We start from the raw sequence: 16,816 nt of genomic DNA, 5'->3' as shown, positions 1-16,816 counted from the left end.
GTAATTTACTTGCGCACATTCCGCAAAAACTTAACAGATTGATCCTGCAGGTTCACACCGGAAACGGATAATTCCTTGGCCGCATTATTCACCTGACTGACCGCTGTCTGAGTAGACAAAGACAAATCAACCATTTCAATAATCGCCTTTGATGATGTGGTCAAACGTTCATTCGCTCCACCCATCTGATCTGATATCTCGCGCGCAGTCGCACTTAACTGTTCAGACGCCGTCGAAATTCCCTGTACCGTGTGGCTGACATTAGTTACTGCACTGGCGATAACCTGCACGCCCTTGGTGGTCTGGTCAATCTCAGACACCATGGAATTGATCTGGCGGCCGATCTGGTCAGTTGCCTTATGGGTCTGGTTAGCAAGGTTTTTCACTTCATTGGCCACAACCGCAAACCCTTTGCCCGCATCACCTGCACGTGCAGCTTCCACCGTCGCGTTCAGCGCCAGCAAGTTGGTTTGTTCGGCAATGTCAGAAATCAGTTTCAAAACACCGCTGATTTCATTTGAGGCATCAACCAGACTCTGTACCCGACCTGCCGCATCATTTGCAACGTTGGAAGCCTCAGACGTCTGACTCGCAGCTGCCATAACCTGATCCATGATTTCGCGAGTTGCACTGTCCATTTCAACGGCCGCTTCAGCCACAACCTGAATTTCTTCCATGGTTTTTTGCGCCATATCCTGAACAGACCCACCACTTTCTGCTGATCGGGCCGCCATACTCATCACCGATTCTGAACTTGCCGCCAATTCCTGTGCACTTGCAGAAATAGAAGTGGCCACCTGCCCCACAGCCGTTTCAAAATCATCGGCAACATTTAACAGGACTTTACGCTGGGCTTCTTCAGTCTTACGTTTGAATTCTTCCTGTTCTTCACGATAGCGTTCATTTTCCAGGGCTTCTGCCTTAAAGCGTTCCAGCGCATCGGACATACGCCCCATTTCACTTGAGACCGGATATTGCGGAATCTCGGTTTGCAAATCCCCTTTTGCCAGTCCCCCCATGGATTTCACCAACAGATTGATCGGCTTTTTAATATGGCTTAGCGTCACGTAAATTGAAGCGATAACAATCGCAAAAATAACCAGAGTCAAAATGCCTATAAGAACCATATCATTTCTTTTCGCATGAATTTCTTCTGTCAGTTCATTCTGGATATCTTCGCTGATTCTATCAGCAACTTTGTTGAATTCCGCAATCCCTGCCGTAGTCAGAGCGAACCAATCCGGTGCACTGATCTCGTAATCCCGACCGGATTGGCCGTTTTTAATCTCGCGGTCACGTACAAGCTTTACATTGCGCTCATAATTATCGAGCGCCTTGGTCATGGCGCGACCCAATTCGTCAGTGACCATATTGGTCTGTTTTTTCAAATCATCCAGACGTGTCTGAATTCCGCCAGAAATAATGCGTAATGGAACAACTTCGTTCGGAAACAAGGGGACGTTGGCTGCAATATAACCATTCATCCGTCCACGTTCCCGCCCCAAAATTTCTGCCAACGATGCCAATGTCTGACGCGCTGACATGTTAATAGAAAGAACCGGGTTCAGGTTTGCCAGGATTTCCAATTCAGTTCGCACAAGGAAAAGCTCGGCAATATTGGTTGAAGCAACCGTAAACCAATCCGATGTCAAACGCGAAGAAACATCCTGCCCCGAAAAGACGCGATCCACATCTTCACGCAGCACTTTTAAATTACTGTAAGTTTCACGCAAGGCTTTGACATGTTTAACCATATCTTCCCGCTGAACAGCACCGTCGTTAAAAACACGCGCCATTATCTCATCCAGCTTCTGACGGTTTGCCAGAATGCCGGACTTTAGACTATCAGCTTTCTTTCCGCGTGAACCAATAACCCCTTGGGTCATGCCGCGTTCAACGGCTGCAAATCGTGCGGCAAGGATCAAATCGCGCGAGACTTCTTCGTTATAGGCAATCTCTTCAATCTCATTCCATTCCTTGTATATGCCAAAGGCCTGCCAGGCGGCTTCCAGAAACAAAAACGCTGATAAAGCACCAACGATAAGCATGATGCGAAGTGAAATAGTCATGAGATTACCCCTCTTTTTTCGAACAAATTAGCGTATCCTCATTTTTCATATTGTGCAATGCAGCAATCAATCAGTAACAAAAATTTAACGACGATTTTAGATTGACTCAAAACTAAAGAATTCCTTTTCCACCTTTAAATTAGACTAAAGTAGAATGCGACTTTTCCCTGAATATCCCTAAGGCACGTAGGCTCTTCGACTTATTGCCAATGTCGCTTCTTAAAGGTGCGCGCCATAGTAAATCATGTCCTTGAAGCAGGGGTAAAACCTGCGCAATGCATATTTAAAGAGTTTAAGGGTTTCATTTCCTTGGAAGGGAGAAGCATATGAAACGGGCACTATTTTCAACAGCAGCCGCTGGCTTGCTGGCCCTGTCTGCTTTTGCAGCAACTGACGCCAAAGCAGGTGTCACAAATGACGAAATTCTAAATGACCACAAGAACACCTCTCAGGTCGTAACAGATGGTATGGGTTTGCAAGCGCAACGCTTCAGCCCACTGAACCAGGTTAACCTCAAAACCGTCAAGAAACTGGTTCCTGTCTGGAGCTTCTCTTTTGGTGGTGAAAAGCAACGTGGTCAGGAATCACAGCCACTGGTCGCTGATGGCGTTATGTACGTCACAGGTTCCTATTCCCGCCTGTTTGCAATCGACGTTAAAACCGGTGAAGAACTGTGGCAGTATGACGCACGTCTTCCAGATGGCATCATGCCCTGCTGTGACGTGATCAACCGTGGTGCAGCGATCTATGAAGACATGGTTTACTACGGCACACTGGACGCCAAAATCGTCGCACTGGACGCCAAAACAGGTAAAGTGAAGTGGAAAAAGAAAGTTGGCGATTATAAAGCCGGTTATTCTTTGACTGCGACACCGCTGATCGTTGAAGGCAAAGTTGTCACAGGTGTTTCCGGTGGTGAATTTGGTATCGTCGGTAAAGTCGAAGCACGCGATGCTAAAAACGGCAAACTGATCTGGTCGCGTCCAACTGTTGAAGGTCACATGGGGACCCTGAACGGTAAAGAAAGCACCATGACAGGTACGAAAAACGCAACCTGGCCCGGCGACATGTGGAAATACGGCGGTGGCGCAACTTGGCTGGGCGGTACGTACGATCCAGAAACACGCCAGCTGTTCTTCGGTACAGGTAACCCTGCGCCCTGGAACTCTCACCTGCGTCCTGGTGACAACCTCTACACAGCTTCCCGTCTGGCTATCGACATTGATACAGGCGAGATCAACTGGCACTATCAGACCACACCAAACGACGGTTGGGACTTTGACGGTGTAAACGAAGTTGTTTCTTACAACCTGGATGGCAAGCAACTGGCAGCAACTGCTGACCGTAACGGTTTCTTCTACGTGCTGGACCGTACAAACGGTAAACTGCAAAACGCAACACCATTTGTTCGTGACATCACTTGGGCGGACAGTATTGATCTGAAAACAGGTCGTCCAAACTACACAGCAACAGGTCGTCCGGGCAACCCGGCTGACACAGAAGGCAAAAAAGGCAAGGCCATCTTCTCTATCCCATCTTTCCTTGGTGGTAAGAACTGGATGCCAATGGCTTACAGCCCTGTGACAGAAACTTTCTACGTTCCATCCAACGAATGGGGCATGGATCTGTGGAACGAGCCTGTAACCTACAAAAAAGGTGCTGCGTATCTGGGTGCCGGCTTTACCATTAAGCCACTGTTCGAAGATTATATCGGTTCACTGAAAGCTATTGACCCTCGCACAGGTAACATCAAATGGGAATACCGCAACAACTCCCCACTTTGGGGCGGCGTTATGACCACACCTGAGCTGGTCTTCACAGGTACACCAGAAGGCTACCTGAAAGCGTTTGACGCCAACACAGGTAAAGAAGTCTGGAAGTTCAACACCGGTTCCGGCATCGTGGCTTCACCGATTACCTGGGAACAGGATGGCGAACAGTTCATCGCTGTTGTATCCGGTTGGGGTGGCGCAGTTCCCCTTTGGGGCGGCGACGTAGCCAAGCGTATTAAGAACCTTAACCAAGGTGGTAGTGTCTGGGTCTTCAAACTGGCCATGTAAGAACCAAGCACTTCTTAAGCGCGTACCATCTACGACGTTGTGTTTAGGGATGAAGTCTTTTGGCTTCATCCCTATTCATGTATACTCCTTAAAAAAATAAGACCATTTTTATCTAGGGAAGACGCCATGTACAAATTTCTGGTTGCCGATGATCATCCACTTTTCCGTGACGCCATCAAACAGGTCATTGGCGAAAAATGGACCGATGCCGAAATTTTAGAAGTCTCTACCCTCGAAGAAGCACAGGAAACAGCCACCAGCGATGACGACCTGGACGTGGTTCTGCTGGACCTCAACATGCCCGGTGCCGAAGGCTTTTCCGGTTTGGTTGCGATCCGTAACGCCTCACCCATGCTGCCTGTTGTTATTATCTCAGCCGAAGAAAGCCCGGACGTTATTCAACGTGCCCTGACCTGTGGTGCGCTTGGTTTCATCCCCAAATCCTCCAGCAAGGAACGCATTGGCGATGCCATAGATGCGGTCCTGTCCGGCAAATCCTTCGTGCCGCCAGAACTGGCCGAAGCGATCGAAGAAAAACGCCGCATGGACGATGAACTCAAAGAAAAAGCCGCCCTTCTGACCCCGGCTGAACTGGGCGTCCTGCAATTGCTGACCATGGGCAAACCCAACAAGATCATCGCCTTTGAACTGGATATCAAAGAATCCACCGTCAAGGCGCACATTTCTTCCATCCTGCGCAAACTCGGCGTCCACAGCCGCACACAGGCGGTGCTGGTTGCGAAGAACCTGGATTTTTAATTGATTTACTTCGCCGGAAAGCGTGTCGCCAGTAAAACCTCAATCATCTCATTCTCACTTGGCGCATGCGACACTGAAGTAATTTCAATCGTGTACATTCTGCCAAATGCTTTCGACCTGATGAGAGATTTATTCTCATTTTTCAAAGTAACATACTGATAAGCTTGTTTTTTTGCAGTAGGTAAGGTCCCAACTCTCATCTCTGAAGAAGCGGTACGTATCTCAAGCACAGGTACCTTTTCAAAATCCACAGCCAGATCGCCATACGTAATCTGAATCAGGCGTTCTTTCAGAGTCCCGATATGGCTGGTAAAACGCTTGCAGTTAGGCAAATCGCACCCCCCCTGCCAGACGACACCACCGCCATAAGCAATTGCCTCCCAATAAGGATCATCAGGGTCAGATGTTTCTGTATCAATACCCGTCCAGCCCAACACGAACGGATCTAACCGTTGGCTCAATTTCAAGCCACCGGTCTGGCAAGCCGTCAAGGAAATACATATCAGGGATAAAAAACGAAACGCATATCAACCTCTACACTGGATAATGGCAGTGTAGAGAGGTCGGACAAACTGTCAACATTTTGATATTTAGTAATTAATAGGCGTCACCACATGGGACAACCAGGCACGCAGTTTCGCTGGCTTCAACGGTTTGTTCAGCAAGGCATAGCCCTGAGATGTGATGCTCGCGCGCAATTCATCCGTACGATCTGCAGTAATAACCATTGCCGGGAAATCGAGTTTGCGGTCGCGCTTCAACCAGGACAGCAATTCCACACCTGTTTCTGTTTCGCTCAAATGATAATCTGCAATGACTGCATCCGGGAAGGTCCCGAATTCATCCAACACTTCGATGGCTTCTTCCTGCGATCCGGCCGTCAACACGTTCACGTCCCAGTTTTCCATCAGGGCTTTCATGCCGATCTGGATATCGTCTTCATTATCCACCACCAGAACGGAAATCCCGCTTAAGCTTTCACCCAGCTTATCAATGGACGGCATGGCTTTTTGCTGAACCTGCTTTTCCACCAGCGGAACTTCTACGATAAAGCAGGCCCCTTGATCCGGACTCGACACCAAAGAAACCTTATGGCCCAGTGTCTGCGCAATCCGTTTAACGATGGCAAGACCAAGACCTGCGCCTTTTTCAGCCACAGAATTCTTGCTTTCCAACTGGCGGAACTCTTCGAAAATCCGTTCCTGATCAGCTTCTGAAATACCAGGTCCCGTGTCATATACGCAAAGACGCAACACATCACCGTGACGTTTCGCCCCAATCAGGATGCGCCCATTTTCCGTATACCGAACCGCATTACTGACAAAGTTGCGCAAGATACGCGACAACAATTTCGCATCACTATTCACCCAGGCTTTGGAGGCCACAACTTTCAGCGAAATGTCTTTTTGCGCAGCCAGGGGACCATATTCTTCCTGCAGGCGGTTAAACAAATCGCTCAGTTCAAAATTCGCGATCACAACCGGCACTGCGCCTGCGTCAAGTTTGGAGATTTCCAGCAGGGCAGAAAGTAAACTCTCCACGCCTTTTAGGGCAAAGTCGGCGCGCTCCACCAATTGCAGATTGTTATCTTCCAAAGAGCGTTCCAGCAGGGTGGAGATAAACAGGCGTGCTGCGTTCAACGGCTGCAACAGGTCATGACTGGCTGCGGCCAAAAAGCGGGTCTTGGAAAGATTGGCTTCTTCGGCAGCTTCTTTTGCCACATGAAGCTCATCGGTTCTTTCACGCACCCGTTCTTCCAGGTTTTCCTTGGCTTCGCGCAACTGTTCCTGCGCTTCTCGCCGTGCGGTGATGTCGGTGTAAGTCGTGACAAACCCTCCGCCGGGCATGGTATTTCGCTGGACTTCTACCACGCGGCCATTGGGTCTGGTATATTCAAAGAACAAAGCTTCCTTGGCGCGCGCACGTTCCATGCGTTTTTGGTAAGATTCTTCGGTTTTATCTCCAAATTCACCCCTGAACACATTGTAACGGGTATAGCGCTCATAGCTCATACCATGTTCAACAAGTCCGTCTGGCAAATCCAGAACCTCTATAAATCGCTGATTCCAGGCAACCAGTTTCAAATCCTTGTCAAACACCGACACACCCTGGCGCAGGTTATCCAATGTAGATTGCAGCAGTACGTTCTGTTCCGCCAATTCCTGTTCACGGCGTTTTTGTTCCTGCTGTTTAATCTCGGTAATATCGGTGTAGACGCCCACGATACCGCCATCTTTGGTCGGGCGTTCATTGATCTTGAGCCAGCGACCATCGCGCAACTGGATCACAAACGCATCTTTGGGGTTACGATGTCGGTTTAAACGTTCTTTCAACCAATCAACGGATTTATCCACCTCGTTTGGCACCACATACTGGCGCACAAAGGTGCGGGCCACATCTTCAAAGCGCGTCCCGTAAGGCACCTGATCACGACGGTCTCCCCAGAACTCCCAGAAGCGATGGTTGCAGAGGATCAGACGATCGTCTTTATCGTACAGTGCAAAACCTTCAGAAACGCTTTCCACCGCTTCTACAAGGCGGATCCGTGCTGTCTCTGCCTCACCTTTTGTGCGGCTGAGTTCCCGATTTACTTTTTCAAGGGACCCAAGCGCCTGTTCCAACTGGGTGGTGCGTTCCCGTACTTTTTCATCCAGTAGCGTTGCGGTCTGGAAGGAAGAAAACGCACCGCCCTGAACGTCAAGGGTGCGTTCCACCTGTTTCATCAATGCTGCGACAATTTTGCGCAGCTTCTGGGCTTCATCCGGTGTACCTGTGGGGATATCAAGGGCTTCAATCATCGCTGTCCCTCCAACCAATCGCCACACCTGTAAAGGTCTGGTTCACATGCATGCCTGCAAACTGTTCCCCATAGGTGTTAAAACCGAAAACGTTGTGTTCACGCAAGATATCAGAGACCTGATCATATTTTTCCGGCGTCTGTTCCAGCTCCAACCGTCTGAAGATACAATCACAGCCGATAATCAGTTCCGGGTCGCCTACGGCTTTATCAACATCCTGCAGCGTATGCTTTAAATTGGTGACAATATCCTGACCTTTGGCAAGGGTCAGAACCAACCCTTCATCAATGGCACAGAAAAAACGCAACCCGTCCTCGCCTTCCGGTTTCTGAATGGATCGCACGTAATAGGCCCCTCCCACACGCACCATCACCGGATGAGCGGCAAACAGGGTGGAATTCAGCTCATCCGGCTGCACCCCGATCAGGCGGGCATATTCTTCAGTCGCGGGACTTGCGTTAATTTCATGGACAATGCGGGACGCTGGATCCGCTTCGGTAATCACCATTTTGCGATCAGTCTCAACAAAATGTTCGGTGCGGAAGACCTGAAACGGACAAGTCGTGTGAACAAGAATAAGTGCTGCGCAATTGCTGATGGCTTCTGAATTGAAGAAAATCTGCGTTTTCTTGAACTTCAGATCATCGCCCGCCGATCCGCCAAACAACGGAATATCCCCTAATTCAGGATAAACCGCACTGAGAATGGTTTCTTCTGCCAGCGAAAGACCATCAATCAGTACAAGCCCGAATGTCTGATCTTTCAGCGGACCCGTTACATTGCTCTCAAAACGATCAACAAGATTTTTAGTGGCCTCTCCCCAGGCACTGATATCGATGGTACTGATATCACCGATCACATCTGCATCCACATGAAAGTGCGATGCAGGTAAGGCAAAGGCAGAAACGCTGTCTTCTTCATACCCCGAGACGCCGATCACACCAGCAGACGTGCATCCATATATCGGAATATCAGGGTAAAAAGTTGAAAGAGATCGTCCCAACTCAACAAGATCATAGTCACCGGACGTAAAGAAGAAAACAGCCGCAAACGACTGTTCTCCCAGGCCGATAAAAAGCTCGCCAGCGGCTTCAGCACCGGTTTTAACCTTGGTACTTGTTTTTGGTATTCTTGTTTTTTTATTCTTATGATCTGCCACTAAAAAGGTGCCTTTGCTTTTTTAGTCTTATTCGTCTTCTGGCTGCTCATCAACATAAGTGCGAATGGCCCAAAGCCCTTCTTGAGATATAACACCTACGAACTTCGGCATATAGACTTTTCCGTCACGAACCGCACCGTTTGTCATACGTTCGATAAACCATTCATCACCCTCAAAGTCTGCTTCCAGGTAACGCAAATCCGGCGCAATTCCACCAGATATTACTTCCAGACCGTGGCAACGCGCACAGTTCTGGTTATAGGCAGAGGCCCCGATTTCGATCGCACGCGCTTTATATTTTTCATCACTACGAAACGGATTTTCTTCCAGCCATTCGTCCCCCAACACAGGCAAACCGGATGTATCGACGGCTTGTGGTGTTACGTCACCATGGGCAAGCACAGTGTTTGCGAGACCAACCGTCATCCCAGCTGCCAACCCGGCGAAAAGGAACTTCTTGAACATACTTTCTTCCTCCAATGTGAAGGGGTGGAATTCAACCCTTCATGTGTGTTTTGTCCTGTCTCTTTTATACCGCGCATGCCCGGTTCATATCTGCTCGACTTTGGTCGCATTCGTACTAGCCAAAGGTCTAAAACGGACTAAAAAAAGGCAAAAAAATGCTGCCACCCATAAGGATGACAGCATAAGTTCGATGTAGAACGTCGGAGTTCTCTACATCTGGGATAGGGCCACATACGCATCCATGATGCGGTGGGGGTCTTCTTTGAGACGTTCTTTCCAGACACCAAGGGGTTTGCGATTCTGGATCAGGCCACGCAACACACCGATATGGTCCGTGCGTCCCAATGTCTGGGCACCCACAAGGATGTCGCCGTCAAATTCCAGTCGAATATATTTGTAATTTTCTTCATCAAGCCGTTCCACACTGTCACCACCGGGCACGCCTTCCCACAATCCGAAGGAGGCGGAAATCAAGCCCAGCGTATCCAGCACGTTCATCACCAATGATCCCTGATAAGGCGTTTCCTTACCCACCATATTCAGGGCAGCAATGCGACCGTGATCAGAGGCTGTGGGCTGAATGGCATGAACAGACCAGCCACCTGTTGAGAAATCAGGCCCCTGTGCCACGTCACCTGCGGCATAGATGTTGGAGACAGCTGTTTGCAGATGTTCATCCACCTTGATACCTTCATCCACTTCAACGGCGGAACCTTCAAGGAAGGCTGTGTTGGATCTCACACCAGCCGCAACCACCAGCAAATGCGCCGGGATTTGTTCACCGTTATCCAGATCAACCAGTAGCGTATCTTCCGGGTCACCCGGATTGGGTTCCACCATGGTGATTTTGGTTGAGGTATGAACCGTCACGCCGTGGGTATTACAGTATTTTTTGAGCAAGCCACCACAAGTCGGGTTCAACATGCGCGGCACCATCCGGTCGCCCATTTCCACAACGGTCAGGTTAACTTTACGAAGCGCGAGTGCTTCAAGGATAATACAGCCGATAAAACCGGCCCCCATCAACACAACATGCGCCCCTTCATGAGCAAGGTCGATGATCTTGCGCGCATCTTCCAATGTCCAGCAGTGGTGTACCCCTTTGTTATCCAGACCCGGGATTGGGGGCTTGATCGGGCTTGCCCCCGTTGCCAGACACAGCTTGCCATAAGAAATGGTCGATCCATCGGTCATGTTCAAAGCAGAGGCCTCCGCATCCACCTTTTGCACCAGACCATGGCGATATTCGATATTCAGGGCTTCATAGTGGTTTTCATCACGGCGCAGATAGGTGCCGTCCTCGCTCACTTTACCGATCAGAAGATAAGGGATCGCCATGCGCGAATAAGGGGGTTCTGGTTCACCACCGACCAAAAGAATGCTGGCTGTGGCGTCCTGTTTGCGCAAATGTTCAACAGCCTGCACACCTGCAGGGCCAGCACCCACGACGACATAGTCATACTGTCCACCCTTGGATTGCGTGCTATGCGTTTCCGCTTGCGGCTCAGCGGCAGGGGTATCGCCACCGAAAATACGCTTTAAAATTCCGATCATGATATTCTTTTTCCGTCTAAAAAAAGAAGCGGACCGAAAAGTCTCGGCCCGCTTCATCCATTTCAAGTCTTAAGCAAGACCCAAGCGGTTGAGGGTTTCGGATGTTGGAACGCCTTCCGCATCCCAGCCGCGAATATTGTAATATTCCGGCAGCATCTTATCCAAACCATTGACCTTGCCTTTGGCAGGGCCTGTCTTGGCCGCATCTTTCAGCAAGCGTTGTGGCAATGTGTCGTCCTTGCCTGTGAACCCGGCCGCCAGATTGTACTGACGTTCCATGTTCCAGACGCGTTCGCCCACTTCCAGCATGCTTTCAACCGTCCAGTCACCTTCACAAGCCGCATTCACTTGTGGTGCAATGTCTTCCAAAGACCAGGCAAAGGTCGTAAAGATACAAAGACCAGATGAATCCACAGCAGCTGTTGCATCCTGGAAGGCCATCACCAGACCTGCCTTACCGTCTGTTTCCAGCGGATCAGTCTTTTCAGGAATGCCCAGAACTTCTGATGCAACGGTGTAAGAACGCAAATGGCACGCCCCACGGTTGGAGGTGGCGTATGTCAGGCCCATGCCCTGGATGCCACGAGCATCATAAGCCGGGAATTCCTGCTTTTTAACGGACATGGACACTTCAGGGTGGCCGTATTTCTCAGCCAGACGGGCAGAACCCAGACCAAGTTCAACACCAAAGCCTTCTGCTTTACCAACAAGTTCCGCACAATCGGTCAGTGCTTTTGCATTACCGAAATTCAACTCGATTCCGCCAGTATGTTCGGTCGTCAGAACGCCCATTTCAAACAGTTCCATCGCCGCACCAACAGTGGCACCGAAGGAAATTGGATCATACCCCTGTTCGTTACAGATGAAGTTTGCAAATGTACAGGCTTCGATATCGTCCACCCCACATTCAGAACCAAGCGACCAGGCCGCTTCATATTCCAGACCACCGGATGCATTTTGATATTCCGGACGATCTTTAACGGTGTAGTGCGTGCGTTCAATGGTAGAAACACGCTGACAAGCAATGGTACAGCCATAACAAGCTGCGTTTGTCACCAGGTTCTTCGTCCCATCTGCACGAACTTCATGCATTTTCTCACCCGAGATATTGGCCGCACCTTCAAACTGAACGTCCTTGAAGTTACGGGTGGGCATGGCGCCCATCTCGTTGATCACATTCATCAGAACTTGCGTACCATAAGTCGGCAGGCCAGCCCCTGTAACCGGATTTTCAGCCAGAACGGCTTTACCCGCGTTTGTCGCTTCCAGGAAGCCCGCCGGGTCTTCAACCTTCACACCACGTGTCCCACGAATGACAACCGCTTTCAGGTTCTTGGACCCCATAACGGTCCCCACACCTGAACGGCCCGCTGCACGGTCCATATCGTTGACCACACAGGCATAAAGTACGCCCTGTTCACCGGATACACCGATGGAAGCAACACGCGCTTGTGGGTCCTGAAGGTCGGCTTTCAAGCCTTCTTCCGTATCCCAGCAGGATTTGCCCCAATAATCAGACGCATCCACCAGTTCAGCTTTTTCATCGATCAGTTTCAGGTAGACAGGTTTCTCCGCCTTACCTTCAAAAATGATCATATCCCAGCCAGCATTCTTCATCTCATTGCCGAAGAAACCGCCGGAGTTTGAACAAGCAATAGCACCCGTCAGTGCCCCCTTGGTCACAACCGTGTAACGACCAGCGGTCGAGGCACAGGTGCCTGTCAGCGGACCAGTAGACATGATCAGCTTGTTTTCAGGCGAAAGTGGATCCACCTTTGGATCTGTTTCTTCAATGAAATATTTTGTCGCAAGACCACGTGAACCCAGATATTTCTGCGCCCAGTCCATGTTCAATGCTTCTTCTGTGCAAGTGCCTTTAGAAAGGTTTACCCGCAATAATTTACGTGCCCATGACATCGTAGAGTTCTCCCTTTCTTAAGCTTCAGCTTGCATGCCAGCGTCGGTTTTGGCCGCCCAGCTGCGCATTTTATCCAGACCTGTCATCGATGCATCCACGAACGTGATGGCATCTGTTGGACAGGCCGTCGCACATTTCGGATCACCGCCACACAGGTCACATTTGGCAACCTTGCCTGTATCGGGCACATAGTTGACGGTCCCGAACGGACAGGCGATGGTACAGACTTTACAGCCCACACACGCACTGTCAGCCACAACCTTGGCACCCGTCGCCGCATCATAAGAAATGGCTTCAACAGGACAAGCCTGCAGACACCAGGCTTCTGAACATTGGGTACAGGTATAAGGAACAAAACGTCCCTCATCATGAAATTTGAATACTTTGATCCGTGACTTGGAAGGATTGAAGGCTCCCGTATGTTCCAGAGAACACGCCACTTCACATTGCAGACATCCGGTACATTTGCCCGGATCGATATTTAGCGCTTTCTGCATTTTATAACGTCCCTTAGAAAGACTCCCAAAACACTGACATACAGTCTGGCCACCTGCTTTTAACCCCAGTGCGTTAGCCGTTACTTTCCCAATTAAGGTTAATGATCAGAACAGTTTAGGGACTTCCCAAAATGGTACAATTCAACTTAAGGCGAATTGCCCGACGATATCAGCAATAGCCCTAGGGTTTCTGCGCATCTCAGGACTTAAAGCCACCTGTTTTTCCTGTAAAATTCGACTTGGCGTGCCCCCCAAATGCAAAATCCGGCTGCCCAGTTGTACGGCTTCGCCCAGATCATGAGTGACGAATAAGACTTTCGTCGATCTTTTCGCCATCACATCCAGAACCATCAGGCGCAATTGTTCTGCACGCGCCTGATCAAGCGAGACAAAAGGTTCATCCATGATCAGCACATCAGGATTGATGGACAGGGCACGCGCAAACCCAACACGACGCGCCATGCCTAGAGAAAGCTTGGACGCCAGCTGATCTTTGGCTTCCAAAACCCCGACATCCTTCAGCAAACCATCAATATCCACGCCATCTGCACAGACAAGGGCGATATTGTCATAAACCGACAGCCAGGGCAGCAGACGTGGTTCCTGAAAAACAAATCCGATTTTCTCACTGTCCAAATCAAGCTGCCCGTCAAAATCCGTATCCAGCCCGCAGATAATGCGCAGTAATGTGGTTTTGCCACAACCTGATGGGCCGAGAAGAACCGTGGTTTCATCTTTATGAAGGTGAAGGTCGATGTCTTTCAGGACGGTGATCCCATCAAAGTTTTTTTCCTGAACATGAAGTCGCATTACTTCGCCCTCCAGGCATGAAGGCGCTGATCCAGTGGCTTCATGATCAGATGTTCAATCACTGCAATAATCAGGATAAAGACCATGGAATAAGCCAGTATGCCTGCTACATCAAACAACTGAAAAAACAGATGGAGCTGAAAGCCAACCCCGTTGCTGCGCCCCAACAGTTCCACCACCAGCACAATCTTCCAGACGAGTGCCAGGCCGGAGCGGGCAGACGCCATGATGTAAGGCGTCAGTTGCGGCAGGATGATGGTGCGAATGCGTTTATCCAAGGGCAGTTTGTAAATCTTCGCCATTTCCGCCAGTCCGGCGTCCAGATTGCGGGTTCCTTCACGCAATGTCACAGCTACATTAGGGATTTTATTGATTGCAACGGCCAGAATGGCGGCCACTTCCCCCAGTCCGATCCAGAGGTAACACAGCACGATGACCACCAATGCCGGGATATTCAGAAACAACAAAAGCCAGGGATCAAAGAAACGATCTGCTGTTTTTTGTAGCCCCATGGAAATACCGATCACACAGCCGAATATCATCGCCAGACCAAAGGCTGCGACCACCCGCAACAAGGTAATGCCACAATGATAGAACAACTCCCCACTTTGGAATTCCTCACCAATACGTCCCGCAACGATCCAGGGCGCGGGCAGCAAGTCCCCTGCCCCTAAAACAGAAATGCCTGCCCATAAAATCATGAGCAGGCTAAGGGAAAACAACTGAAGGATTGCGGTTTTCTGCATCGTTAATATCGGATGGTCTCAGCAAAAGTGTCAGGCGACAGGGTCTTGCCTTTGCCCACCAGCTTTTCCCCACCCAGATCAGCCAGAACGTCAAACAGTTTGGCGGCTGCCTCGCGTTCCACATTGCCCCAGGCTGTTGGGATGCCATTGATAAATCCGGTCTTTAGGGCCTGAAAGGTTTTCTCATCCGCCACCTTCATCATCGGGCGGATTTTGGTCCAGGCGGCATCATCTTTTGCCAGCAAGTTTTTTGCCACACGTGAAGCCTTGGAAAAGGCCGCCATCAAATCTGTTTTTTGAGCAAAGACATAACCCAGCATAGGCACATCGGCGATCATGCCCAGTTCGGCCATGGCATCTTTGGAAGAAATCAGGACGTTATGGCCTTTTGCTTCCAGCTTGGCGACATAGTGCCAAAAATTGACCACCCCATCCAATTCGCCCATTTCCATTTTCTTGGCAAGCAAAGGCGGGGCGCCAAAGAAGATTTTTGTCGATTGGGCCAGGTCCAGATCAAAGCGTTTTTTTGCGACCGCCTGAAACAGCAACCAGTTTTTATCAACCGGACCACCTGCAATCCCCAGCTTTTTACCTTTCAGATCAGCCAGTGTTTCAATCTTTCGATCAGAACGTGCCACAAGCCCACCGACGATGCGCGAATAAGGCATAAAGCTGTAATCCTGGCCTGCACTTCGTTGGCGCGACACCCAGATCCAGTCATTTACAATCGCATCAACTGCCCCACCATGAAGCGCGGTAGCCGTTGCCTGTTTTCCGGCGAAGGGAACCACATCCAGTTTAAAGCCAGCCTTTTCATCCAGGCCATAGGCTTTAATAGTCTGCAGTTCCCAGTTCACCGTTCCGAATTTCAAGACGCCGACACGCAAACTCGGTAATTCTGCATAAGCAGAAGGAACCATAAAACCGATCAAACATACAAACGTCAGGAAAAATCGGATCATTGATCACACACCCTTACTTGAAGGTTTTCAGGAACGCGATCAGGTAGTCCTGTTCAGCCGCATCAGTGATTTCAACGTGACGCATGCGGGTTCCTTTAACCTTCATGTCATTGCCTTTGATCCAGTCGCGCAGGTTGGCTTCATCCCACACCAGACCGGATGCTTTCAGACTGTCGGAATAGTCAAAGCGTGGCAGACTGGCGGCCGGACGCATGTAAACACCGCGCAGGTTTGGCCCGAACGTGTTGCGTGCTGGGTCCATGGAATGACATTTCTTGCAGCGGTGGAACACCTGAATACCCGCAGCAGCTTCTGAACTTGGCGGCTTGTAGCCGAAGTAAGGATCATTCATTGCGGTTTCTGATGTGCTTTGGCACGCTGAAACGCCAATAACACACGCCAATACTGCCAGAGTTTTCTTGAACATTTTAATGTCTTCCCTAAAAAATAAAATTATTGCAGGAAAGCCCGATACATTCGGCTTCCCCCACCTGATAACAACAATACGAAACGATAGGAGAGAATGCATTTCGACTTTCGGCGAATAGGGATTGTCCCAAAGTCGTATGTTCACGTGACGGAAATCAATTTATCCCTACAGCGTGAAGTGTAAAATATGGACACTTTCATCTAAACAAAGGGATAGACCATGCTTGCCTCCCCCATGATTGGACATAATTCACAGGATCAGACGATTACTGTCAGTGTGCGTTTATTCAACGCCATGCACACCCATGGTGACCCGGACGCGGTGAAGAACCCGATGACCTATCCTGCAGGCACGACTGTTGGCGATATTTTTCGCGATTTGAAATTGCCGAAAGAACATCTCTTCCTGATTTTGGTGAACGGGCGCGACATCTCCCCCGGACTGGTGGGTGACCTATATTTCAACCATGAACTGGAAGAAGGCGATGTGGTCGCATTTTCCGGACCTGTCCCTTATAGTTATGGGTATGGCGCACCTGTGGTCTAATAGGGTATAGTGTTCGTCTTCCTTGATGACATAAAGAACCGTA

Annotated in this window: 15 protein-coding genes; 3 read left to right on the top strand and 12 right to left on the bottom strand. The window is 49.8% G+C overall.

Annotated elements, in window-relative coordinates; all coding sequences use genetic code 11:
• Positions 1–5 precede the first annotated feature (5 nt).
• On the bottom strand, positions 6–2,069 hold the full coding sequence (locus tag RYZ26_RS07040; protein WP_317682472.1) for a methyl-accepting chemotaxis protein: 2,064 nt from the start codon (positions 2,067–2,069) through the stop codon (positions 6–8).
• 326 nt (positions 2,070–2,395) lie between these two features.
• On the opposite strand from RYZ26_RS07040, the gene RYZ26_RS07035 reads away from it, so the two are divergent.
• Both RYZ26_RS07035 and RYZ26_RS07030 read left to right on the top strand, forming a co-directional pair.
• Entirely contained in the window at positions 2,396–4,129 is a 1,734-nt protein-coding gene (locus RYZ26_RS07035; RefSeq protein ID WP_317682471.1) for a methanol/ethanol family PQQ-dependent dehydrogenase, read from the top strand.
• A gap of 126 nt (positions 4,130–4,255) precedes the next feature.
• Positions 4,256–4,888 (top strand): response regulator, encoded by a 633-nt coding sequence (locus RYZ26_RS07030; RefSeq protein ID WP_317682470.1) that lies wholly within the window; start codon positions 4,256–4,258, stop codon positions 4,886–4,888.
• Positions 4,889–4,893: 5 nt separating this feature from the next.
• On the opposite strand, the gene RYZ26_RS07025 is transcribed toward RYZ26_RS07030, so the two are convergent.
• The 11 genes from RYZ26_RS07025 to RYZ26_RS06975 all read right to left on the bottom strand — a co-directional run bounded on the left by RYZ26_RS07025 (position 4,894) and on the right by RYZ26_RS06975 (position 16,224).
• Positions 4,894–5,349, bottom strand: coding sequence for a hypothetical protein (locus tag RYZ26_RS07025; RefSeq protein ID WP_317682469.1), 456 nt, complete (start codon positions 5,347–5,349; stop codon positions 4,894–4,896).
• 129 nt (positions 5,350–5,478) lie between these two features.
• Complete coding sequence (locus RYZ26_RS07020; RefSeq protein ID WP_317682468.1) at positions 5,479–7,686, bottom strand: NahK/ErcS family hybrid sensor histidine kinase/response regulator; 2,208 nt, start codon at positions 7,684–7,686, stop codon at positions 5,479–5,481.
• Positions 7,679–8,845 carry an FIST N-terminal domain-containing protein gene (locus tag RYZ26_RS07015; protein ID WP_317682467.1) on the bottom strand — a complete coding sequence of 389 codons (1,167 nt, stop codon included), beginning with the start codon at positions 8,843–8,845 and terminating at the stop codon, positions 7,679–7,681. Before RYZ26_RS07015 ends, RYZ26_RS07020 begins: the two co-directional genes overlap by 8 nt.
• A gap of 27 nt (positions 8,846–8,872) precedes the next feature.
• Positions 8,873–9,310, bottom strand: a complete 438-nt coding sequence (gene pedF, locus RYZ26_RS07010; protein WP_317682466.1) for a cytochrome c-550 PedF — start codon at positions 9,308–9,310, stop codon at positions 8,873–8,875.
• Between the two features lie 210 nt (positions 9,311–9,520).
• On the bottom strand, positions 9,521–10,864 hold the full coding sequence (locus RYZ26_RS07005; RefSeq protein ID WP_317682465.1) for an NAD(P)/FAD-dependent oxidoreductase: 1,344 nt from the start codon (positions 10,862–10,864) through the stop codon (positions 9,521–9,523).
• A 69-nt stretch (positions 10,865–10,933) separates the two neighbouring features.
• Complete coding sequence (locus RYZ26_RS07000) at positions 10,934–12,781, bottom strand: aldehyde ferredoxin oxidoreductase family protein (protein ID WP_317682464.1); 1,848 nt, start codon at positions 12,779–12,781, stop codon at positions 10,934–10,936.
• A gap of 18 nt (positions 12,782–12,799) precedes the next feature.
• Positions 12,800–13,279, bottom strand: coding sequence for a 4Fe-4S dicluster domain-containing protein (locus RYZ26_RS06995; protein WP_317682463.1), 480 nt, complete (start codon positions 13,277–13,279; stop codon positions 12,800–12,802).
• A 141-nt stretch (positions 13,280–13,420) separates the two neighbouring features.
• The gene (locus RYZ26_RS06990) at positions 13,421–14,089 is read right to left on the bottom strand and encodes an ABC transporter ATP-binding protein (RefSeq protein WP_317682462.1); all 669 of its coding nucleotides are present in this window, start codon (positions 14,087–14,089) and stop codon (positions 13,421–13,423) included.
• Positions 14,089–14,835: an ABC transporter permease gene (locus RYZ26_RS06985; RefSeq protein ID WP_317682461.1), complete on the bottom strand. Its 747-nt coding sequence runs from the start codon at positions 14,833–14,835 to the stop codon at positions 14,089–14,091. The genes RYZ26_RS06990 and RYZ26_RS06985 overlap by 1 nt, the downstream gene beginning before the upstream one ends.
• 2 nt (positions 14,836–14,837) lie before the next feature.
• On the bottom strand, positions 14,838–15,797 hold the full coding sequence (locus RYZ26_RS06980; protein ID WP_317682460.1) for an ABC transporter substrate-binding protein: 960 nt from the start codon (positions 15,795–15,797) through the stop codon (positions 14,838–14,840).
• Between the two features lie 13 nt (positions 15,798–15,810).
• The gene (locus RYZ26_RS06975) at positions 15,811–16,224 is read right to left on the bottom strand and encodes a c-type cytochrome (protein WP_317682459.1); all 414 of its coding nucleotides are present in this window, start codon (positions 16,222–16,224) and stop codon (positions 15,811–15,813) included.
• 222 nt (positions 16,225–16,446) lie between these two features.
• On the opposite strand from RYZ26_RS06975, the gene RYZ26_RS06970 reads away from it, so the two are divergent.
• Positions 16,447–16,773, top strand: coding sequence for a MoaD/ThiS family protein (locus RYZ26_RS06970; RefSeq protein WP_317682458.1), 327 nt, complete (start codon positions 16,447–16,449; stop codon positions 16,771–16,773).
• Positions 16,774–16,816: the final 43 nt, after the last annotated feature.

The organism is Terasakiella sediminum (assembly GCF_033100395.1).
Classification (GTDB): domain Bacteria; phylum Pseudomonadota; class Alphaproteobacteria; order Rhodospirillales; family Terasakiellaceae; genus Terasakiella.
This window is presented reverse-complemented; position numbering and strand designations above follow the sequence as displayed.